Origin of the sequence: Microbispora catharanthi (assembly GCF_006334915.2) — a bacterium.
Taxonomy (GTDB): Bacteria; Actinomycetota; Actinomycetes; order Streptosporangiales; family Streptosporangiaceae; genus Microbispora; species Microbispora catharanthi.
Map to the genome: position 1 here is coordinate 16,420 of NZ_VDMA02000017.1, position 20,904 is coordinate 37,323.

Annotated in this window: 19 protein-coding genes and 2 pseudogenes; 13 read left to right on the forward strand and 8 right to left on the reverse strand. The window is 72.3% G+C overall.

Annotated features, from left to right (window positions below; translation table 11 throughout):
* The gene (locus FH610_RS28290; RefSeq protein WP_139578075.1) at positions 1–687 is read right to left on the reverse strand and encodes a response regulator transcription factor; all 687 of its coding nucleotides are present in this window, start codon (positions 685–687) and stop codon (positions 1–3) included.
* A 423-nt stretch (positions 688–1,110) separates the two neighbouring features.
* Between FH610_RS28290 and FH610_RS28295 the strand changes: the two genes are divergently transcribed.
* From FH610_RS28295 to FH610_RS28310, 4 genes are all read left to right on the forward strand, one after another.
* Positions 1,111–2,253 (forward strand): serine hydrolase domain-containing protein, encoded by a 1,143-nt coding sequence (locus FH610_RS28295; protein WP_139578076.1) that lies wholly within the window; start codon positions 1,111–1,113, stop codon positions 2,251–2,253.
* Positions 2,254–2,392: 139 nt separating this feature from the next.
* Entirely contained in the window at positions 2,393–2,590 is a 198-nt protein-coding gene (locus FH610_RS28300) for a DUF2795 domain-containing protein (protein WP_139578077.1), read from the forward strand.
* A gap of 286 nt (positions 2,591–2,876) precedes the next feature.
* On the forward strand, positions 2,877–5,324 hold the full coding sequence (locus tag FH610_RS28305; protein WP_139578078.1) for a PEP/pyruvate-binding domain-containing protein: 2,448 nt from the start codon (positions 2,877–2,879) through the stop codon (positions 5,322–5,324).
* A gap of 49 nt (positions 5,325–5,373) precedes the next feature.
* Positions 5,374–5,964 carry a TetR/AcrR family transcriptional regulator gene (locus FH610_RS28310; protein ID WP_139578079.1) on the forward strand — a complete coding sequence of 197 codons (591 nt, stop codon included), beginning with the start codon at positions 5,374–5,376 and terminating at the stop codon, positions 5,962–5,964.
* An 81-nt stretch (positions 5,965–6,045) separates the two neighbouring features.
* Here the strand turns inward: FH610_RS28310 and FH610_RS28315 are convergent, their stop codons facing one another.
* Positions 6,046–6,873: a patatin-like phospholipase family protein gene (locus FH610_RS28315; protein WP_139578080.1), complete on the reverse strand. Its 828-nt coding sequence runs from the start codon at positions 6,871–6,873 to the stop codon at positions 6,046–6,048.
* A gap of 201 nt (positions 6,874–7,074) precedes the next feature.
* Here FH610_RS28315 and FH610_RS28320 point away from each other — a divergent pair, with 201 nt between their 5' ends.
* The 6 genes from FH610_RS28320 to FH610_RS28345 all read left to right on the forward strand — a co-directional run bounded on the left by FH610_RS28320 (position 7,075) and on the right by FH610_RS28345 (position 14,796).
* Positions 7,075–9,831, forward strand: a complete 2,757-nt coding sequence (locus FH610_RS28320) for a cellulose-binding domain-containing protein (protein WP_139578081.1) — start codon at positions 7,075–7,077, stop codon at positions 9,829–9,831.
* Positions 9,832–9,962: 131 nt separating this feature from the next.
* The gene (locus tag FH610_RS28325) at positions 9,963–10,619 is read left to right on the forward strand and encodes a hypothetical protein (protein ID WP_240809243.1); all 657 of its coding nucleotides are present in this window, start codon (positions 9,963–9,965) and stop codon (positions 10,617–10,619) included.
* A 45-nt stretch (positions 10,620–10,664) separates the two neighbouring features.
* A complete protein-coding gene (locus tag FH610_RS43920) occupies positions 10,665–10,883 on the forward strand; it encodes a hypothetical protein (protein ID WP_205826137.1) in 219 nt (72 codons plus the stop codon).
* A 107-nt stretch (positions 10,884–10,990) separates the two neighbouring features.
* On the forward strand, positions 10,991–13,048 hold the full coding sequence (gene pta / locus FH610_RS28335) for a phosphate acetyltransferase (RefSeq protein ID WP_139578083.1): 2,058 nt from the start codon (positions 10,991–10,993) through the stop codon (positions 13,046–13,048).
* Positions 13,049–13,131: 83 nt separating this feature from the next.
* On the forward strand, positions 13,132–14,310 hold the full coding sequence (locus FH610_RS28340) for an acetate/propionate family kinase (protein ID WP_139578084.1): 1,179 nt from the start codon (positions 13,132–13,134) through the stop codon (positions 14,308–14,310).
* 63 nt (positions 14,311–14,373) lie between these two features.
* Positions 14,374–14,796, forward strand: a complete 423-nt coding sequence (locus tag FH610_RS28345) for a TIGR02611 family protein (protein WP_240809244.1) — start codon at positions 14,374–14,376, stop codon at positions 14,794–14,796.
* A gap of 3 nt (positions 14,797–14,799) precedes the next feature.
* On the opposite strand, the gene FH610_RS28350 is transcribed toward FH610_RS28345, so the two are convergent.
* The 3 genes from FH610_RS28350 to FH610_RS28360 all read right to left on the reverse strand — a co-directional run bounded on the left by FH610_RS28350 (position 14,800) and on the right by FH610_RS28360 (position 16,982).
* Positions 14,800–15,972 carry a M20 metallopeptidase family protein gene (locus tag FH610_RS28350; RefSeq protein WP_139578086.1) on the reverse strand — a complete coding sequence of 391 codons (1,173 nt, stop codon included), beginning with the start codon at positions 15,970–15,972 and terminating at the stop codon, positions 14,800–14,802.
* A 27-nt stretch (positions 15,973–15,999) separates the two neighbouring features.
* Positions 16,000–16,320 (reverse strand): GroES family chaperonin, encoded by a 321-nt coding sequence (locus tag FH610_RS28355; protein ID WP_139578087.1) that lies wholly within the window; start codon positions 16,318–16,320, stop codon positions 16,000–16,002.
* Between the two features lie 62 nt (positions 16,321–16,382).
* On the reverse strand, positions 16,383–16,982 hold the full coding sequence (locus FH610_RS28360; protein ID WP_139578088.1) for an RlpA-like double-psi beta-barrel domain-containing protein: 600 nt from the start codon (positions 16,980–16,982) through the stop codon (positions 16,383–16,385).
* A gap of 357 nt (positions 16,983–17,339) precedes the next feature.
* On the opposite strand from FH610_RS28360, the gene FH610_RS28365 reads away from it, so the two are divergent.
* Positions 17,340–17,888, forward strand: coding sequence for a DUF1349 domain-containing protein (locus tag FH610_RS28365; protein WP_139578089.1), 549 nt, complete (start codon positions 17,340–17,342; stop codon positions 17,886–17,888).
* A gap of 3 nt (positions 17,889–17,891) precedes the next feature.
* On the opposite strand, the pseudogene FH610_RS45710 reads toward FH610_RS28365, so the two are convergent.
* Positions 17,892–18,059: pseudogene (locus FH610_RS45710) on the reverse strand (hypothetical protein); the annotation flags it as partial.
* A gap of 27 nt (positions 18,060–18,086) precedes the next feature.
* On the opposite strand from FH610_RS45710, the pseudogene FH610_RS45715 reads away from it, so the two are divergent.
* Positions 18,087–18,227: pseudogene (locus FH610_RS45715) on the forward strand (hypothetical protein); the annotation flags it as partial.
* Between the two features lie 168 nt (positions 18,228–18,395).
* Here the strand turns inward: FH610_RS45715 and sigJ are convergent.
* Positions 18,396–19,310 (reverse strand): RNA polymerase sigma factor SigJ, encoded by a 915-nt coding sequence (sigJ, locus tag FH610_RS28375; RefSeq protein WP_240809245.1) that lies wholly within the window; start codon positions 19,308–19,310, stop codon positions 18,396–18,398.
* Between the two features lie 108 nt (positions 19,311–19,418).
* Here sigJ and FH610_RS28380 point away from each other — a divergent pair, with 108 nt between their 5' ends.
* Complete coding sequence (locus FH610_RS28380) at positions 19,419–19,781, forward strand: hypothetical protein (protein WP_139578092.1); 363 nt, start codon at positions 19,419–19,421, stop codon at positions 19,779–19,781.
* Between the two features lie 25 nt (positions 19,782–19,806).
* Here FH610_RS28380 and FH610_RS28385 read toward each other — a convergent pair whose 3' ends face one another.
* Positions 19,807–20,862 (reverse strand): endonuclease/exonuclease/phosphatase family protein, encoded by a 1,056-nt coding sequence (locus FH610_RS28385; protein WP_139578093.1) that lies wholly within the window; start codon positions 20,860–20,862, stop codon positions 19,807–19,809.
* Positions 20,863–20,904 lie beyond the last annotated feature (42 nt).

Sequence of the window (20,904 nt, forward strand, 5' to 3'; positions counted from 1 at the left end):
TCACTGGGCCGCCTCCCTGAGCACGAATCCCACTCCGCGTACGGTGTGCACGATGCGCGGCTCGCCCCCTGCCTCGAGCTTGCGCCTGAGGTAGCCGACGAACGTGTCCACGGCGTTGCCGGTCACCGCGAAGTCGTATCCCCAGACCCGTTCGAGCAGCGTGTCGCGGGACAGCACGATCCCGGCGTTGTGGGCGAGCACCTCCAGCAGGTCGAACTCCCGCCGGCTCAGCTCGACCGGCCGGCCGTCGATCACGACCCGCCGCCCGGCCGGGTCCACGGTCAGGCGGCCCACCCGCACGACGGCGCCCGGAGGACGGCCCGCCCGGCGCAGCAGGGCGCGCAACCGCAGGACCACCTCCCGCAGTTCGAACGGCTTCACCACGTAGTCGTCCGCCCCGGCGGCGAGGCCGGCGACCCGGTCGGTCACCTCGTCCATGGCCGACAGCATCAGCACCGGAACCTCCGACCGGCCCGACCGCAGGCGCTCGCACACCTCGATCCCCGACACGCCGGGCATCGACACGTCGAGGACGACCGCATCCGGTGCCGCGCGGTGGACGAGTTCCAGCGCCTCGCGTCCCGAGGTGGTCACGTCCACGTCGAATCCCTCCACGCGCAGACCACGTCGTAACGCGCGCAGGATGGCCGGATCGTCGTCGACGACGAGAACCCGGTATCTCGTCATGGCAGGGCTCCTGCTGCTTCGGGAGCGACCGGCGGGAGGATGACCGGCCGCCCTCGTGATCTCTTCCGAGGTCGGGAGTGGGCGGGGGCGTCGGCGTACGGCCGGGGGGTGGACCAGGAGCGGGAACCTACCAGGCGCCGACGGCGGAAGTCGATCTCCAATCTACGGCACCGCTCGCGGGCCGGGACGTCGCGCGTCAGGGACCGTCCGCCGGGGCGCGGCGATCCTCGAAGGGCCGCACGGCCTTCGCACGGCCTTCGCACGGCCTTCGCACGGCCTTCGCAAGGAGCCCGGCGGCGGGAGTCATCCACGAAGAGCCGCGACGGCTTGCCAGAGATATGCCAGAAACGTTCGCCATCATCCCTGCCGAGCGGCTCACGCGGCCGTTCCCCCGGCACCCCCGAGATCAGTGCGGAGCATTCGATGCGATCACGATTCCTCCCGGTCGCCGCGGCGACGGCCGCGGCGGCTCTGGCGGCGGGCACGACCCCCGCCCAGGCCACAGCCCGGACCGGGGGGCCGCCCGCCGGCTCTGCGGCCGTGGCGGCCTTCCTTCCCTCCACGTCGTCGCCGCTCGATCCGATGGCGTTCGCCGTGCTGCGCCCGTCCGCCCACCCCGTCGAACTGCGGAGTGCCCCGCGCTCCCTGTCGGTGACGTACACGTTCCAGGGCAGGAAGTACACGCTCGACGACTACCTCGCCAGGTCGAAGGCGAACGGCTTCGTCGTCCTCGACGGACAGAAGGTCGTGTACGAGCGCTACCGCGCCGCCGGGCCGAACACCCGGTTCCAGTCCTGGTCCATGGCGAAGTCCTTCACCTCGGCGGCGGTCGGCATCGCCCTGTACGAACGCCGCATCCACTCCATCGACGACCCGGTGACGCGGTACCTGCCCGAACTGCGCGCCTCCGGCTACGACGGCGTCTCCATCCGGAACCTGCTGCGGATGTCGTCCGGGATCGACTGGAACGAGCGGGCCGACGTGCCGAAGACGCAACTGGCCGCGCATCGCGGTTTCCCGGTCAAGCGGCTCGCGCAGCGGCAGGTACGCGGCTGGGAGCCGGGCAGCAGATTCGAGTACACCAGCATGAACACGTTCGTCCTCGCCCGGCTGGTGAGCGAGGTGACGGGCATGCCCTACCACCGCTACGTCGAGGAGAAGATCTGGAAGCCGGCCGGTATGGCCTCCACGGCCCGCATCGGCGGCGACTCCCATGACGACCTGGGATATTGCTGCTACTACGCGACTGACCGCGACTTCGCCCGGTTCGGCCTGCTGTACCTCGGCAAGGGCCGCGCCGGTGGACGCCAGGTGGTGCCGCGGGCGTGGGTGGAGGAGTCGACCCGGCCTTCCGCCTCCTTCAATCCGGATTACGGCCTGCACTGGTGGCTGGGTGGCGGGGGCCAGGACGACTTCATGGCCGCGGGATTCGGCGGCCAGTACATCTACGTCTCGCCCGAACACCAGGTCGTGATCGTCAAGTCGGCCCTTTCCGCCTCGCAGGACCAGGGAGAGGCGCTGTCCGCCTTCCGCGCGGTGGCGGCCGAGGTGGCGAGAACACGCTGACGCGGCCTGCCTCCAGGCGCTCCCGCTGCCCCGGCCGTAGGCCGGAGAGCTCGACTGCCGGCTTCGACTGGCGGACTCGCCGAGGAATAACCGGGTAGGCGAGGGAGAGCAGGAGAACACCGACGAAGGGAGGAACGTCATGGCCGACGCACCGAACCCGATCCAGCTGCAGAAGCACCTGAAGGGCGTGGACTATCCGGCAGGGAAGTCGGACCTGGTCCGTACGGCTCGGGATCAGGGCGCGGACGACACCATCGTCAACGCGCTCGAACGCATCCCGGACCGGCAGTACGACGGTCCCAACGCGGTCAGCAAGGCGGTCACCGAGGCCAGGTGAGACGCCGGGCGAACCCGGGACGGTGATGTCCGGCGCCCCGCCGCCGAGCGGGGCGGCAACCACCGGATGACGTCGGGCGGGCGGTGGGCGGAGACATTCCGTGCCCCGCCCGCCCGACGCGTGCCGGGGGTGGTGATCCGCCCTGGCGTCGCGAGCACCGCGGCCACGGCCGCCGAGGTGTGTACGCACCTTTAGTGAACGTTGCGTCTCCAACGCGTGAGTTTTACTCTGAATAGAGAACGTTGGGTTCTCTAATTCACGTGGATCAGGCTCGCGAGGAGAAGGCATGGCACTCGTCGCCCCCCTGGAGGCCTTCGGGCGAGACGACCTCGACCTGGCCGGAGGGAAGGGAGCCAATCTGGGCGAGCTGGTCCGGGGCGGTTTCCCCGTCCCGGCCGGGTTCGTCGTCACCACCGCCGCTCACGAGATGGCCGCCCGGAGCGCCGGGGCAGGCGGACCGGCATCGGCGATCCCGGACATGCCGCGCGAGGTGCGGGAAACCGTGGTCGCCGCCTACACGGTGCTCGGCCGCGGGCCCGTCGCGGTGCGGTCCAGCGCCACCGCCGAGGACCTGCCGGGCGCCGCGTTCGCCGGGCAGCAGGACACCTATCTCAACGTCGTCGGCGAGCAGGCGCTGGTCGACGCCGTGTGCCGGTGCTGGGCCTCGCTGTGGAACGAGCGTGCCGTGGCCTACCGCCGCAGGCTGGGCATCCCCGACGACGGGGTGAGCACCGCCGTGGTGGTGCAGAGCATGGTCGAGGCCGACACGGCGGGCGTGATGTTCACCGCCGACCCGGTGAGCGGCGACCGCTCCCGCGTCGTGGTCGACGCGAGCAGCGGCCTGGGCGAGGCCGTCGTCTCCGGTCTGGTCACGCCCGACCACTACGTGCTCGACGCCGCCGGCCGGGTCGTCTCCCATACGGCGGGCCGCCGCGAGGCGGTCGTCCGCGCCGTCGCGGGCGGCGGCGTCACCCGCGAGAGCGGCGAGGCGGCGGCCGGCCCCGGGCTGCCTCCCTCGGCCCTGCGGGAGCTGGCCGAGCTGGGCGGTGAGGTGGCGGCCCTGTTCGGCCGTCCCCAGGACATCGAGTGGGCCCGTGCGGACGGCCGGCTCTGGCTGCTGCAGGCCCGGCCGATGACCGCGCTGCCGCCACCCCCGGTGGGGCGGCTCAACCCGCTGCGCCGGAGGATCGCCTCGGTCCTCGTCGAGTACGTGCCGGTGCGGCCCTATCCGATCGACATGTCGACCTGGCTGCCGTACGGCCCCGCCGGGCTCATGGCCAAGGTGACCGAGAGCTTCGGCATCCGCGGCGCGTTCGCCGACTTCCTCCAGGAGGAGGACGGGGTCGTCTACCGGCTGGTGCCGCCGCGTCCGCGGCCCGCGCTCGGCCTGCTCGCCGCGCCGTTCCGGGTCGCGGCCCGGGCCCGGCGTTTCGACCCCGCCCGGTGGACGGAGGACCCGCGGTTCCTCCGGCTCCTGACCGCTGCGAGGGAACTGTCCGGGCGCGACCTGTCCGCCCTGCCGTGGCGCGAGCTGCTCCGGGTGCCCCGCGAGGCGCTCGACGTCGTGCAGCCGGTGGCCGGCCTGCGCATCGACTATCTGCCGCGGACCGGGTTCGCGCTCCTGCGGCTGCTGCTGTCGCTGCGGTGGCTGGGCGAGGCGGACCGGTTCGGCGAGCTCATCAGTGGTGCGCGCACCCGCACCGGCGACGCCAACAGGGCCCTGGCGGAGCTGGCCGAGGAGGCCGGGCGCACCGGAGCGCTCGACGCCGACCCGATGCCCGAGGAGTTCGCGGCCAGGCTGCGGGCGTTCCTCGCCGAGTACGGCCACCGCGAGACCGCGAGCCCGCTGCTGGTCACCACGCCCACCTGGTCCGACGCCCCGGAGACGGTGCTCGGCATGATCCGCGTGCTGGCCGAGGGGCGTGATCCGAGCGCCCACTCCGGCCTCGCGTCCACGTCCGGCCCCGATTCCGGCACGGCGCTCGAGCGGCTGCTCGCCCATCCCCGGCTGCGGGGCGATCGCGCCCGGCGGGACCGAATGGCGCGCCGGGTGCGGGCCGCCCGCGCCGGCATCGCGTTCCGCGAGGACAGCCACTTCTACTTCACTCTGCCCCTGCCCGTGCTGCGCGGGTCCCTGCTGGAGATCGGCCGCCGGCTGCGCGAGGCGGGCGTGCTGGACAAGGAGGAGGACGTCTTCCACCTGCGCCTGGAGGAACTGGAGGCGATCGGCGACCTGACGACGGCCGGGCCGGAGCGGACGGAGGCGCTGCGCGCGGCGGTGCTGCGCAGAGCGGCCAAAAGGGAGGAGCTGGCGGGTGTCCGGCTCATCGACCCTGCCGCGATCTTCCCTGCCCGCTCGGAGGAAGGCGCCCTAGTGTCCGGGACGCCCGCCGGCGGCGGGCGGGCCACGGGACCGGTGAAGGTCATCCGCCGGCCCGCGGACTTCGGCCGCCTCAGCCGGGGTGACGTGCTCGTCTGCCCCTACACCAACCCGTCGTGGACACCGCTCTTCCAGCGGGCGGCGGCCGTCGTGGTCGACACCGGTGGAATCGCCTCGCACGCCGCGATCGTGGCCAGGGAGTACGGCATCCCCGCCGTCATGGGCACCGGCCGGGGCACCTCGATCCTCGACGACGGCCAGGTGGTGACCGTGGACGGCGGCACGGGCCACGTGTTCCCGGCGCCGGCGGACGACGCGGAGGGCCGTGCGGACGTCCACGGCGCCCGCGCCTGAGCACGGAGCGCGCGTCCCCGCCGGGGAACGGCCTCCGTAGGATTCCAGCATGGTCACCGACCACCGCAAGCTGCCGCGTCGCCGGGGAGAAGCGCTCAACGCGGCGATCTTCCAGGCGACGCTCGACGAGCTGGCCGAGGCCGGCTACGCCGGGCTCACGATGGAACGGGTGGCCGAGCGCGCGCGGGCCGGCAAGGCCTCGCTGTACCGGCGCTGGCCCACCCGCATCGAGCTGGTGATGGACGCCGTCTACCACGTGCTGCCCGTCCCGTCGTCGGTGCCGGACACGGGCTCCCTGCGTACCGACGTCCTGGCGGCGCTGCGGGAGGCGGCCCGCTTGCTGTCCGGACCGGCGGGAGAGGCCATGCGCGGGCTGCTCAGCGAGGCGCTGGCCGACGAGGCGAGGGCCGCCGCGTTCCGGCGCAGGTCCCACGGTCTGGGCCGCAGCTTGATGCAGGAGATCACCCGCCGGGCGGTCGAACGCGGCGAGATCGACGCGAGCGCCGTCACTCCCCGCCGGTTGGACGCCGGCCAGGCGCTGCTCAGGCAGCACTTCCTGTTCGCGGGACCACCCATCCCGGACGAGCTGATCGTCCAGATCGTCGACGAGGTCGTGGTGCCGCTGCTCACGCGCCGCTGAGCCGCCCGGCGTGCCGCGGACGTGAAGCGGCAGCGCCGGAGGCGCGCGGCGCGAGCGGCGGCGGTGTCAGGGGCGGCGGTGTCAGGACCAGACGGCGGCGATCGGCTCGGCGAGGGCGGCGGCCTGGTCGATCCCCGCCGCGAAGGCCGGTCCCCACAGGGCCGGATCGAGGACGTTCTGGCCGAACACCGCGACCGACGCCGTGTCGGGGTGGACGACGTACGACGTGGCCGCGCCCGCCTGCGCCATCTCGGCCTCCAGGACGGCCCGGGGGGTCAGATTGCCGAGCGGTTCGAGCACCACGAGCGCACGGGCGCCCTCCGCGAGGTCGGCGTTGGTCGCCGAGCGGACCCCGCCGTCCACGTACCTGCGGCCGTTGATCTCCACTGGCGGGAAGACCATCGGCACGGCGCAGCTCGACGCGACGGCGAGCACCAGCGGCGTGCCGGAGGACCGGTCCCACACGACGAACTCGCCGGTGGCCGCGTCCACGCTGGTGATCAGGAGCTCGCGCTCGGGCCACTCCTTCACCGGCAGCCGTTCGCCGACCGCCGCGAGCCGCTCGGCGTAGTGGTCGACCCTGGCCGCCAGAGCCATCTGCCCGACCCTGCGGCGGGCCTCCCGCCGGTCGAGGTTCGGATCGAACATGATGGCGAACGCCTGCAGGACCTCGTCCATGTGGTCGACGGCCGGGGGCGGGCCGGTGTCCACCTCGGCCTGGTGGGCGATCGCCTCCTCCAGGTCGGCGCCGGTGGCCACGAGCGTGCCGACGACCGAGCCGGCCGAGGTGCCGACAATCCGGTCCGCCGTCCCCAGGTCGACGCCGAGGCGGCGCAGGCCGGTGACGATCCCCGCCTCCCAGGCGATGCCGGCGACTCCTCCGCCGCCGAGCACGAGAGCAGTAGTCATAGCCAGAATTATGTTCCACGTAGGCGCGTGCTCGGGCCGGGGTGAAACCGGTTGCGATTAGTGTGGACGCCAAACTATTGACGGCGCTTCCGCCGGTGTGTGAATCTTCCCTTCAGATTTCCATGCACGTGGGAGAAGGACGGTCAGGGTCCCCGCCTGGTCGTGCATGGCCGGTTGTCCGTGCTCGGAGGGAAACCGTCCATGCGAAGATTCGCAACCCTGCTCGTGGTCGCCGCCGTGGCGCTGGTCACGGCCGTGATCAGAATGTCCCCGGTGTCGGCCGTCGCCGCCGACTCGTACACGTTCAAGAACGTGCAGATCCTCGGCGGCGGCTTCGTCCCCGGGATCGTCTTCAGCCCCGCTCAGAAGGACCTGATCTACGCGCGCACCGACATCGGCGGCGCGTACCGCTGGAACCAGTCGTCCCAGACCTGGGCGCCGCTGCTCGACTGGGTCGGGCAGTCCAACTGGGGCTACAACGGCGTGGTCAGCATCGCCCCCGACCCCGCGGACGCCAACAAGGTGTACGCCGCCGTCGGCATGTACACCAACAGCTGGGACCCCAACAACGGCGCGATCCTGCGCTCGTCGAACAAGGGCGACACCTGGCAGGTGAGCCCCCTGCCGTTCAAGCTGGGCGGCAACATGCCCGGCCGCGGCATGGGCGAGCGCCTCGCGGTGGACCCGAACAAGAACAGCATCCTCTACTTCGGCGCGCCCAGCGGCAACGGCCTGTGGCGGAGCACCGACTCCGGCGCCACCTGGTCCAAGGTGACCAACTTCCCGAACGTCGGCAACTACGTCGCCAGCCCCGGAGACGCCTACAACGGTGACAACCAGGGCGTCGTCTGGGTGACCTTCGACAAGCGGACCGGCACCTCGGGCAACGCCACCCAGACCGTCTATGTGGGCGTGGCCGACAAGGACAACACCGTCTACCGGACCACCAACGGCGGCACCTCCTGGGAGCGGGTCGCGGGTCAGCCCACCGGCTACATCGCCCACAAGGGCGTGCTCGACACGGCCAACGGCTACCTCTACATCGCCACCAGCGACACGGGCGGCCCGTACGACGGCGCCAAGGGCGACGTGTGGCGCTACGCCACCGCCACCGGCACCTGGACCCAGATCAGCCCGATTCCGTCCAGCAGCTCCGACGACTACTTCGGCTACAGCGGCCTGACCATCGACCGCCAGCACCCCGGCACGATCATGGTCGCCACCCAGGTCTCCTGGTGGCCCGACGCGATCTTCTTCAGGAGCACCGACAGCGGCGCGACCTGGACCCGCGTCTGGGACTGGACGTCCTACCCGAACCGTAGCTTCCGCTACAAGATGGACATCTCCGCCGCTCCGTGGCTGACCTTCGGCACGAACCCCCAGCCGCCCGAGGTCACGCCCAAGCTCGGCTGGATGAACGAGTCGGTGGAGATCGACCCGTTCAACTCCGACCGGATGATGTACGGCACCGGCGCGACGATCTACGGCACCACCGACCTCACGAAGTGGGACTCCGGCGGCCAGTTCACGATCACGCCGATGGTGAAGGGCCTGGAGGAGACCGCCGTCCTCGACCTGATCAGCCCGCCGAGCGGCGCACCGCTGGTCAGCGCGCTGGGCGACATCGGCGGCTTCCGGCACACCAACCTCGACGCCGTGCCGTCCATGATGTTCACCCAGCCCGTCTTCACCTCCACGACCTCGCTCGACTACGCCGAGACCAACCCGAGCGTGATGGTGCGGGCCGGCAACTTCACCGACTCCGACCGCCCGAACGACAGCCACGTGGCCTTCTCCACCGACGGCGGGGCCAACTGGTTCCAGGGCACAGAGCCGGGCGGGATCAACAGCGGCGGCACCGTCGCGGCGGCGGCCGACGGCAGCCGCTTCGTCTGGGCGCCGGCCGACGCCGGCCAGCAGGTCGTCTACTCCGTCGGCTACGGCAACAGCTGGACCGCCTCCAGCGGCGTCCCGGCCAACGCGATCGTCGAGTCCGACCGCGTGAACGCGCAGAAGTTCTATGCCTTCTCCGGCGGCAAGTTCTACGTGAGCACCAACGGCGGCGCGAGCTTCAGCGCCACCGCGGCGACCGGGCTGCCCACGACCGGCGTGCACTTCAAGGCGCTGCCGGGCAAGGAGGGCGACGTCTGGCTGGCAGGCGAGGGCGGCCTGTGGCACTCCACCGACTCGGGCGCCTCGTTCACCAAGCTGTCGAACGTCAGCAGCTCGATCAACATCGGCTTCGGCAAGGCGGCGCCCGGCAAGACGTACCAGGCCCTCTACCTCGCCGGCACCGTCGACGGCGTGCAGGGCCTGTTCCGGTCCGACGACACCGGCGCGAGCTGGGTGCGCATCAACGACGACCAGCACCAGTACGGCAACATGGGCGAGGCCCTGACCGGCGACCCGCGGATCTACGGCCGGGTCTACCTCGGCACCAACGGCCGGGGCATCATCTACGGCGACCGCAACGGCGGGTCCTCCCCGTCGCCGTCGCCGTCCGCTTCACCGTCGGCGTCCCCGTCGCCGTCCCCGTCCGCGTCGCCCTCGGCCTCTCCGTCGAAGTCGCCGTCCCCGAGCCCGTCGGCCAGCCCGTCGCCCTCGCCCAGCCCCTCCCCGAGCCCGTCGCCCTCGGCGAGCCCGTCGGGCGGCAAGGGGTGCTCGGCGACGTACAAGGTGGTCAACCAGTGGCCCGGCGGCTTCCAGGGCGAGGTCACGGTGAAGAACACCGGCAGCGCCTCGATCAGCGGCTGGAGCGTCAAGTGGGCCTTCGCGAACGGCCAGACGATCAGCCAGCTCTGGAACGGCACGGTGAGCCAGTCCGGGGCGAACGTCACGGTCACCAACGTGAGCTACAACGGCTCGGTCGGCTCCGGGGCGTCCACCACGTTCGGGTTTCAGGCGAGCTGGAACGGCACCAACGCCGTCCCGTCGCCGGTGACCTGCACCGCCTCGTGAGATAGCACGACAACGGCCGTACGGATGGGCCGCCGAGGCGGCACATCCGTACGGCCCGTCCGTCAGCGACCCGGCCCTACTCGGGGAAATTCGCGTGCGCCCCGAGGGCGGCCGGGTGTTGCATGAATCCGATGATCGACGAACCGCTGGAACGACTGCGCGCCGCCGCCCGGCGCACGCGTGAACTCGCCCTCAAGCGGGCGGGCACCGGCCTGGGCCACGAGGACGCCGACGACGACGTCGGCACGATCGGCACGGACGGCGCCCTCGGATTCGACCCGTTTCCCCTGCTCGAAGCCCTCCACCGCCATGGCGTACGAGCCGCGGTGATCGGGCAGGTCGCCGGCATCATGCACGGATCCACCGAACTGACCGGCGATCTGGATCTGCTCTGGGACGGCGAACCGGTCCACGCCCCGGCCCTGGCGGCCGCCTTCATGTCCGTCGACGCCCGGCTCTCCGACGAAACGGGCGCCCCCATGGCGACTCATCCGGACGCTCTGCTCCGCCCCAAAGTGCAGTTCACCGCGCCCGGAGCGAGCGGCGACTGCTGCACCCCCGCGCTCCCCTGGGGCAACCTGCGAGTCCGGGAGATCCTCGACAGGGCGGTCACGGCATACGGCCCGGGCGCCCTGGAAGTTCACTACGTGTCCCGGGAGGACCTCATCCGGATGCGGCGGGCCATAGGCCGCCCCAAGGACCTCCGGCGAGCAGCCGAGCTCGACAGTCTCGCGCCGGACCTGCGAATGATCCGGAGAACGCCGGATTCCCGTCAATTCCGGCGGTAAGCCCGGGCTCACTTCCTCTCCCCCTCTCAGGGGGCGCGGCCGGAGGTGGCCGCGCGGCTGCTCATGGAGACCCGCCTGATGCCGTGGCCCGCGCAGCGGCTGCCGTTGCCCGTCCCGATCCCTCACGTCCTGCGGCAGGAGCCGTTGGTCGTACGGCACGAGATGGTCGCCGGTGAGCCGCTCAAGACCTTCGAAGCCGCGGGACGTTGGTTGTCACTGCGGACCGCGGGCACTTCCGCGCCTGTGAGACGGAGCGACTGGTGAGGAAAGACCCTACGGATGTGACCTTCGACTGGTATCTCCGCAGGGCCCTTCGCATAGCCTTGCCTGGGCGGGCCGTCGGGCCGCGCCGGGACAGGGGTGACTGCGCGATGGCGATCGGAGTTTACGTCGCGGCCGGCGACGCGAGGAGCAACAAGGGCACGATCGCCCTCGGCATGATCGAACTGCTGACCCGCCAGGTGGGCACGGTCGGCGTGTTCCGGCCGGTCGTCCGGTCAGGCCGCCAGGACAGCCTGGTCAACACCGCGCGCAGCCGCTTCGGGATCGGCCTGCCCTACGCCATGTGCACGGGCGTCACCTACGAGGAGGTGCACGCCGACGAGGAGCGCGCGGCCGGGGAGATCCTGGCCCGCTACCGGGCGCTCGCCGGGCGGTGCGACGCGGTCGTGGTGATCGGCACCGACTACACCGACGTGGGCGCGCCCACCGAGTTCGTGTTCAACGCCGAACTCGCCGCAAACCTGGGCACACCGGTGATGAACGTGGTGACCGGGCTCGACCGCACCCCCGACGAGATCGCCGCGGCGGTCGAGATGTCGCGCAAGGAACTGGCCGAGCGGCACGCCACCGAGCTGGCCACGGTCGTCACGCGGGTCGCCCCCGGCCTGGTGGACGAGGTCGCCGCCCGCGTCCCCGCGTACGTCCTGCCGGAGGTGCGGCGGCTGTCCGCGCCGACGGTCAGCGACCTGATGGCCGCCTGCGACGGCGACCTGTTCATGGGCGACGCCGACCAGCTCGGCCGGGAGACGGGCGGGCTGATGATCGGCGCGATGTCGCTGCCGAACATCCTGGAGCGCCTCACCGAGGGACTGGCGGTCGTCGTCCCCGCCGACCGGGCCGCCGCGCTGGTGCCGGGGCTGCTGGCCGCGCACAAGGCCCCCACGTTCCCCGCCCTGTCCGCGATCATCCTCAACGGCGGGCTCGAGTTGCCCGACGCGGTCGTCCGCCTGCTGAAGGGCATGGACATCCGGCTGCCGATCATCACGACCGGCGGCGGCACGTTCGAGACCGCGACCAGGCTGTCGAAGGCCGAGGGCCGGTTCAGCCCGGACGCCAAGGGCAAGATCGACACGGCGCTCGGGGTCTTCGCCGAGCACGTCGACGCCGGGGCGCTGCTGCGCAACCTGCAGGTCACCAAGGCCGCGGCGATCACCCCGCTCATGTTCGAGTACAACCTGCTGGACCGCGCCCGTGCCGACCGCAAGCACATCGTGCTGCCGGAGGGCGCCGAGCCGCGGATCCTGCGCGCCGCCGACAGCCTGCTGCGCCGGGGCGTGGCCGAGCTGACCCTGCTGGGCGACGAGCGGGAGATCCGGCTGGCGGCGGCCACGATGGGCCTGGCCGTCGACGGCGCCCGCGTGGTCAGCCCGTTCGACCCGGAGCTGCGCGAGCTGTTCGCCGAGGAGTACGCCCGGCTGCGCGCGCACAAGGGCGCGACGGTCGGGCAGGCCCGCGACATCGTCACCGACGTCTCCTATTTCGGCACGATGATGGTCCACCTCGGGCTGGCCGACGGCATGGTCTCCGGCGCCGCCCACACCACCGCCCACACGATCAGGCCCTCGTTCGAGATCATCAAGACCTCGCCGGGCGTCGGCGTCGTGTCCAGCGTCTTCTTCATGTGCCTGGCCGACCGTGTCCTCGTGTACGGCGACTGCGCCGTCGTCCCCGACCCCACGGCCGTCCAGCTCGCCGACATCGCGATCTCGTCGGCCGCCACGGCCGCCAGGTTCGGGGTCGAGCCGCGCGTGGCCATGCTGTCGTACTCGACCGGCGAGTCCGGCGCGGGGCCCGAGGTGGACAAGGTGCGCGAGGCCACCGCGCGGGTCCGCGAGCTGCGGCCGGATCTGCCCGTCGAGGGCCCGATCCAGTACGACGCCGCGGCCGAGCCGAGCGTGGCGCGCACCAAGATGCCCGGCAGCCCGGTCGCCGGGCGGGCGACGGTGTTCGTGGTGCCCGACCTCAACACGGGCAACAACCTCTACAAGGCCGTGCAGCGCAGCGCCGGCGCGGTCGCGATCGGGCCGGTCCTGCAGGGCCTGCGCAAGCCGGTCAACGACCTGTCCCGCGGCGCGACCGTGGGCGACATCGTCAACACCGTCGCGATCACGGCCATCCAGGCGCAGGCGCACGGGGAGGCACAGTGAGCGCGCGGGCGCGATGGGAGACACAGTGAGCGCGCAGGCGCGGCAGGGCACACAGTGAGCGCGCGGGCGCGGGAGGAGACACAGTGAGCGGGCAGGTCCTCGTCCTGAACACGGGGTCGTCGTCCATCAAGTACCGCCTCATCGACATGGGGACGCGCCGGGCCGTGGCCGGCGGGCTGATCGAGCGCATCGGCGAGGACGAGAGCGTGCTCACCCACGACGGCGTGCGGACCGAGCGCCGGGTGGCCGACCACGAGGAGGGGCTGAAGGCGGTGCTCGCGGCCTTCGCCGAGCACGGGCCGCCGCTCGACGGCGTGACCGCCGTGGGCCACCGGGTCGTCCACGGCGGCAGCCGGTTCGTCACGCCGGTGCTGATCGACGACGAGGTCGAGCGGGCCATCGAGGAGATCGCGCCGCTGGCGCCGCTGCACAACCCGGCCAACCTGGAGGGCATCCGGGTCGCCCGGCGGGCCTTCCCCGGCCTGCCGCACGTCGCCGTCTTCGACACCGCCTTCCACGGCACGATCCCGCCCCACGCGCACACCTACGCCGTCCCCCGCGAGTGGACCCGCAAGCTCGGCGTGCGCCGCTACGGCTTCCACGGCACCTCCACGGCGTACGTCTCCCGCCGGGCGGCCGCCTTGCTCGGCCGGCCGTACGACGAGGTGAACTCGATCGTGCTGCACCTCGGCAACGGCGCGAGCGCGACGGCGGTGCGGAGCGGGCGCAGCGTGGACACCTCGATGGGCATCACCCCGCTCGCCGGGCTGGTGATGGGCACCCGCTCCGGGGACGTCGACCCGGCTCTGGGCGCCTACCTCGGCAGAGTCGCCGGCATGGACCTCGCCGGCGTCGACACGGCGCTGAACAAGGAGAGCGGTCTGCTGGGCATGTGCGGGGCCAACGACATGCGGGAGGTCTGGCGGCTGGCCGACTCCGGCGACGAGGACGCCCGGCTCGCGCTCGACGTCTACGGCTACCGCGTGCGGGCCTATATCGGCGCCTACTACGCCGCGCTCGGCCACGTGGACGCCCTCGTCTTCACCGGCGGGGTGGGGGAGAACAGTCCCCGTGTCCGCGCGCTCGCGGCGACCGGGCTCACCAGGCTCGGCATCGAGATCGATCCCGATCGCAACGCCGCCGAGTCGGCGGAGGCCAGGGTGATCTCGCCGGAGGGCGCCGAGGTGACGGTGCTGGTGGTGCCCACCAACGAGGAACTGGAGATCGCCGAGCAGACCGCCGCCTGCCTCGGTGACGCGTGAACCGGCCGATCGCCGCCGCGGTCGTCCGCTGGCTATCGTGGGCAGCGAATGGGGGTGAGCCGTGTGGCGACGGCTGAGGACAGTCGTACGGGTGGGAAAGAGGGCACTGCCGATTCGCCGGGCTGGCTCGACCGGGTCCGGGCGACTCCGGCGGGCCGGTTGACGCTGCGGATCGTCATCGGGGTGATCGGCACCGCGCTCGTGGTCACCGGCCTGATCATGGTGCCCTTTCCGGGCCCGGGCTGGCTGGTGGTCTTCGCCGGGCTCGCCGTCCTGGCCACGGAGTTCGCCTGGGCGTCCCGGCTGCTGCAGTTCGCCAAGGAGAGGGTCAGGGCGGCGACCGACTGGCTGAAGCGGCAGAACTGGTTCGTCCGCATCGTCGCGGGCGCGCTCACCCTGCTCTGCGCCGGGGCCATCGTCTGGGTGTCGGTCCGGCTGACCCTCGGCATCGACCTGATCCAGAAGGCCCGCGAGCTTCTGAGCTGACCGTCAGGCGCGGGCCAGCCTGCGGACCGCCAGTTCGCCGAGCAGCGTCGCGCCGTCGGACAGGATGGCGTCGTCGAACTCCGCCTCCGCCGAGTGGTTGGACGGGGCCGTGGCGAGATCCCGGCCGGGCGGGCAGGCGCCGACCACGAGGAACGCCCCCGGCACCTGCTCCAGCACGTACGAGAAGTCCTCCGAGCCGGTCGCCGGGGTGGGCAGCGGGAAGTAGCGGTCCTCGCCGAGGGCCTCCCGCACCGTCCGGGCGGCGAACTCCGCCTCGGCGTCGTCGTTCACCGTCACGGGATAGCCGAGGCCGAACGCGCAGTCGACGGTGAGGCCGTGCGCCTCCCCGATTCCGCGGGCGAGCCGGACCAGGCCCTCCCTGACGCGGTCGCGCGAGCCGGCCGAGAACGTGCGCACGGTGGTCTCGAAGACGGCCTCGTCCGGGATCACGTTGTCGGTGGTGCCGGCGTGGAAGCTGCCGACGGTCACCACGACCGGGTCGAACACATCGTAGCCGCGAGTGACGTGGGTCTGCAGCGCCGTCACGATCTCGCAGGCCGCGGGGATCGGGTCGAGGGCGCGGTGCGGGGAGGAGCCGTGGCCGCCCCTGCCGCGCACGGTCACGGTCAGCGTGTCGGCCGCGGCCAGCACGGGTCCGCCCTTGGTCAGGAACAGCCCGCGCGGGATCGTCGTGGAGAAGACGTGCACGCCGTACGCCGCGACGGGCCTCGCCCCGGCCGCGTCGAGCACGCCCTCCTCGATCATCAGCCGGGCGCCCTCCTGGCCCTCCTCGCCGGGCTGGAACATCAGCACCACGTCACCGGCGAGGTCGGCGCGGCGCTCGCTGAGCAGGCGGGCGGCTCCCACCAGCATGGCCGTGTGCAGGTCGTGGCCGCAGGCGTGCATGCGGCCGTCGAAACGCGACCGGTAGGGCACGTCGGTCTTCTCGTGCACCGGCAGCGCGTCCATGTCGGCGCGCAGCAGCACGGCGGGGCCCGGGCGGCCGCCGCGCAGAACGGCGGTCACCGACGACAGGCGCTCGCCCGTGGTGATCTCCAGGGGCAGGCCGTCGAGCGCCGCGAGCACCTTCTCCTGCGTGCGGGGCAGGTCGAGGCCGATCTCCGGCTCCCGGTGCAGCGCGCGGCGGAGCTCGACGAGATCATCCTGGAGGGTCATGGTCCACCTTGGCGCAAGGTCGGGAGGTCAGAGGTAGAGGCCGGTGCCGTGGTCGGTCTGCTGCGTCGCCACGGCGTGCAGGTCGCGCTCGCGCAGCACCAGGTAGAGCTGGCCCTGGACCTCCACCTCGTACTGGTCCTCGGGGTTGAACAGGACCTTGTCGCCGGTCTTGACCGACCTGACGCTGGCGCCGGCGCCGGACACCTCGCCCCAGACGAGCCGGTTGGCCATCTTGACCGTGGCCGGGATGACGATGCCCGCGCTGCTGCGCCGTTCCTCAAGCTCCCGCTCAACCTTGACCATCACGCGGTCGTGCAGCATCTGGATCTCGAACTTCGGGTCAGCCACGCTGGAAGTGTACGCGCAGCGGCCCCGGGCACCGTCATCGGAGGTTCACCGGCGGCGGGGGCTCACCGGCGGCCCATGGCCAGGTCGTAGCCCGTTCCGGAGTGGCGGTAGACGCCGCCCTTGCCCCACTTCAGCACCTGGAACCGTACGTGGACGGTGTTGGAGGCTACGCCGGTCAGGTCGGCCATCATCTTCTCGGACAGGTCGACGATCGCCGGGATGTCGTGCTGGGCCACGGCCCACTCGGCCGGGCCGAAGTCCTCGACGACGCCGATCGCGCTCTTCCCCTTGTAGGTGATCCGCACCTTGGTGCCGAGGGGCCAGTAGGGGCTGGCGACGGTCCGGTACCGCATCGGCTTGCCGGACGCGGTCTCGGCGTCCCAGAAGGACGTGGCGGTGGAGACGCCGGAGGGCAGGGAGGCGGCCTTCTTCATCTCGTCGTACGCCGTGCGGAGGGTCGCGTTGAAGGCCGCGCCCAGGGTGACCAGATCGGTGGGGGTCGGGCGGGCGGTGTCCGGGGAGGCGACGGGCGCCGTCCGGGTGAGCGGCGCGGAGGAGGGAGCCTGAGGGATCACCGAGGCGTCCGCGGCGGTGGCCGCGCCGGCGACGAGTGTGGTTCCGGCCATCGCCATGGTGATCGCCTGACGGGCTCGCTTGCGCATGAGGGTCCTTTCGTCTCGGTCGCGGGGCGGCCCTCGGGGGAACAGGGCCTCGCGTCGTCGAGGAGTCCCGGCTGGCCGGCGGGCTCCGCACGCGCGCCCGGGCGTGGCGGAGCCGCCCTCGGAGAGGAGGAACGGAAGGCTCCTGAAGCGGGTCGCGCGTTCCCTGGGGAAGGGGATACGACGGTGATGCGATGTACGGGGGATTTATGGGGCAAAAGGTGATGTGAGGCACGAGTATAGGGAAAGAGGGAGTAAAGGGGACAAATCGATCTAAATTGCAGGTAGATCGTCCTTGACGTGGGCATCCGGAAAGCGCTCTCATGGCAAGATCAGTCAAAGCGACGGCAAGGGGCCGGCATGGCGTTCGACGACTTCATGTGGATCAACGAGCCCGCCGAGTGGTCGCGGGCCGGGGAGGGACTGCGGGCCGTCGCCGGCGCCCAGAGCGACCTGTGGCAGAAGACGCACTACGGCTACTCGTACGACACCGCCCACATGTTCGGCCGGCAGGTCGCCGGGGACGCGCGGCTCACCGTGACGTTCGAGGCCGACTACTCCGAGCAGTACGACCAGGCCGGGGCCGTGCTGCGGATCGACGAGGAGAACTGGATCAAGGCGGGGGTGGAGTTCGTCGACGGCGGCCACCAGCTCAGCGTCGTCGTCACCAGGGGCTTTTCCGACTGGTCCGTCACACCCGCGCCCGGCGGCCTCGTCTCCGCGACGTTCGACCTCGAACGGGCCGGCGACGCCGTGACGGTCCGGTACGGCGTGAACGGCGCGGAGCCGGAGCACATGCTGCGCCTGGCCTACTTCCCGCCGCAGGCGCCGGCCCTCGCCGGGGTCATGTGCGCCGCCCCGGTGGGCAAGGGCTTCGAGACCCGCTTCAGCCGCGTATCACTCGCGTAGCCCTCACGCGCCGATACGGCGCCGTTCCCGTCCCCGCGCCGTGAACCGCGCCGTGAACCGGTCCTGGGCGTCCAGCACGGCGTCCGCGTAGCGCACGGCCCACGTGCCCATCGCACGCATAGGGGCGAGCAGCGCCGTGCCCGCCTCCGTCAGCGCGTAGTCGACGCGGGGCGGCGCCTGGGTCCGCGCGGGGCAGACGTGCTCGTCGGCGGACGCGACCGGGCCGCGGCCGCCGCGACGGCGGCCCGCACCGGCGCCGCGAAGGACGGAACGCTCGCGGACGCGGCGGCATACGGCGAGCTCGTCCTCGCGGCGGTTCCCGCCGGCGTGGCGCCGCAGCTGGTGCACGGGCTCGCCGCCGTCCTCGCCGGGCGGACCGTCGTCGACTGCTCGAATCCCGTCGAGCCGGGCGACGACGGGCTGACGCTGACCACGGGAGGCACGACATCGGTCGCCCGGCTGATGGCGGACGCCGCGCCGGACGCCCATGTGGTCAAGGCGTTCAACTCACGGAGTATCAGCCGCCCCGCGCCACAGCCGCAGCTTCTCCGGATTGCGGACCACCCAGATCCGGGTGACGCGGCCGTCGGCGACTTCGAACGAGGCCACGGTCACGACGACGCCGGCACGCTCGGCAACCAGGCCTGGCACACCGTTGACCGACCGCTCCCGGAGTTCGAGCCCCGGAGCCTTGCCGGCGATGGCGACCATGTACTGGGCGATGCGCGCGGCGCCTTCGATCGGGTGCGGGACGGTGCCGGCCATACCGCCGCCGTCGGCGGTCATCACGGCGGCCGGGTCGAGGAGGTCGACGAGGGCCGCGATGTCCATCGCCTCCCATGCCTCCTTGACGTGCCGCACCGCGTCGCCCTGCCCCGCCGCCGTCACGGGAGCGCGCGCGCCGCCCACCCGCCGCCGGGCGGAGGCCGCCAGCTGCTTGCAGGCCGCGGGGGTCCGGCCGAGGACGCGCGCGATCTCGGCGAAGGGGTAACGGAAGACGTCGTGCAGGACGAACGCCACCCGCTCGGCGGGCGTCATCGACTCGAGGACGACGAGGAAGGCCATGGACACCGATTCGTCCAGGACCATCTGGTCGGCGGGGTCGGTGCCATGGCCGTGGTCCCACTCGGCGCGCCCGGGCAGCGACTCGGGCAGGGGCTCGGGCAGCCACGCGCCGACATAGCGTTCACGCCGGGCCCGCGCCGAGCCGAGCATGTCGAGGCAGATGCGGCCGGTCACCGTCGTCAGCCAGGCGCCAGGGGACACGATCTCCTCCTGCCGGCTTCGTGGCAGCGCGTACCAGCGCGCGTAGGCCTCCTGCACGGCGTCCTCGGCCTCGGCCAGCGAACCGAGCAACCGGTAGGCGACATTGATCAGTTGGCGCCGCTCACCGGCTATCCCATCGGTGCTCGTCCCCGCCATCCCCATGCTCCCGGCCGCCTCCGCACCTTACCTTTCGCAGGCCCGCGTCGTCGGGCTGGTGAGACCTTATCGATCGACTGCCCCCGGGGGCGGAACAGGGGACATGACATGGCCACCCAGGCGACGGCACGTCGCAGCTTCTCGTTTCTGCAGATCGCGATCACCCTGCAGACCCTGACCATCTTCCTTCAGGCGGCCTCCGCGGGGCTGCTGCTGACCTCGTCCTACGGAGAGACGCTGCACAGTGCCGGAGCCCGCGTGATGTACGGCGCGTCGATGCTGTACGTGCTCGCTGCGGTGCTGGCGTGGAAGCCGGGCGGCGGCTCGCCCCGGCCCGTCTGGCACGCGTCCGGCTTCCTTGTCCTCGCCTCCGTCCAGGTCGCGCTCGGCATCGCGCACATACCGTCGGTCCATCTCCCCCTGGGCGTCCTGATGTTCGGGCTGAGCGTGCTGGCGCTGGCGCGGCGCTGAAGTCCGACACGGGGGCACGCCGGGATCAGCTGGAAGGCGCGGCGGAGGGCAGGACCAGTTCGGCGAAGATCGCCCGGTGGTCGGTCACCGGCAGCCGGTGGACGCCGAACGCCCGGACCGCGACGCGCGGGTCCACCAGGATGTGGTCGAGGGTGACGGGCGGCACCGGCAGGCCGCCGAAGTCCGACGACCTCCGGTATGGCCAGGTGCCGGCCAGGCCGTTGCCGGTCGCGTCGGCCGCGTCCCGGTAGCCCGCGTCGAGCAGGCGCCGGACCCGGGCGTGGTCGAGCGTGGCGTTGAAGTCCCCGGACAGGATCTGTACGCGCCCGCCCGGACCGGGCAGCGAGGCGAGCGACTTCGACCAGCACCTGAACCGGTACACGTAGCGCGGCGCGCACGGGTGCACGGACACGACGGCGACGGGTCCGGCGCCGGGGACCTCGATGACGCCCGCCGCCTGCCGGCGGCCGTTGAAGGCCGTGAGCTCCTCCGGCCGCAGGGGATAACGCGTGAAGAGCCCGGAGCCGCCCGAGCCCTCCTGGGCCCGGTCGTCCGCGTACGGCAGGAGCGCGGTCAGGCCCGCCGCCCGCAGGCCCGCCGAGGCCTGCGGGGTGAGCTCCTGCAGCGTCAGGACGTCGGGACGCAGCCGCCGCACGAGGTCCACCAGCGCGGCGGGCGGGACGGAGCCGTAGAGCAGGTTGGCCGACAGGACCCGCAGGGCCGGGGTCTGTGTCCCTGATGCGCCCAGGGCGCCGGCCGCCCGCACGCCCGCGCTGGTCGAGGCGCGCGGGGACGGGTCCGACAGCGCGCGGGGCAGCACGCAGGCCGCCAGCGTCGCGGTGACCGCCAGCCCGGCGGCCAGCGCCGCCGGGCGCCGCACGAGCAGCGCGACCAGCGGCGCCACGACCGAGGCGAGGGCGACGTACGGCGTGAACGCCACCAGTTGCACCCACCGGAAATGGACGTCGCCGGGCACCAGCCGCAGCAGGGCCCAGAGCGCGAACGGCGCGACCGCCGGCCACGCGAGCAGGCCGCGCCAGACCCCCGGGCGGCCCACCCAGCCGGCTGTCAGTCTCGCCATCCCCGGACTCCTTCCCGAAAGATCCACCGTACGACGGTCCGC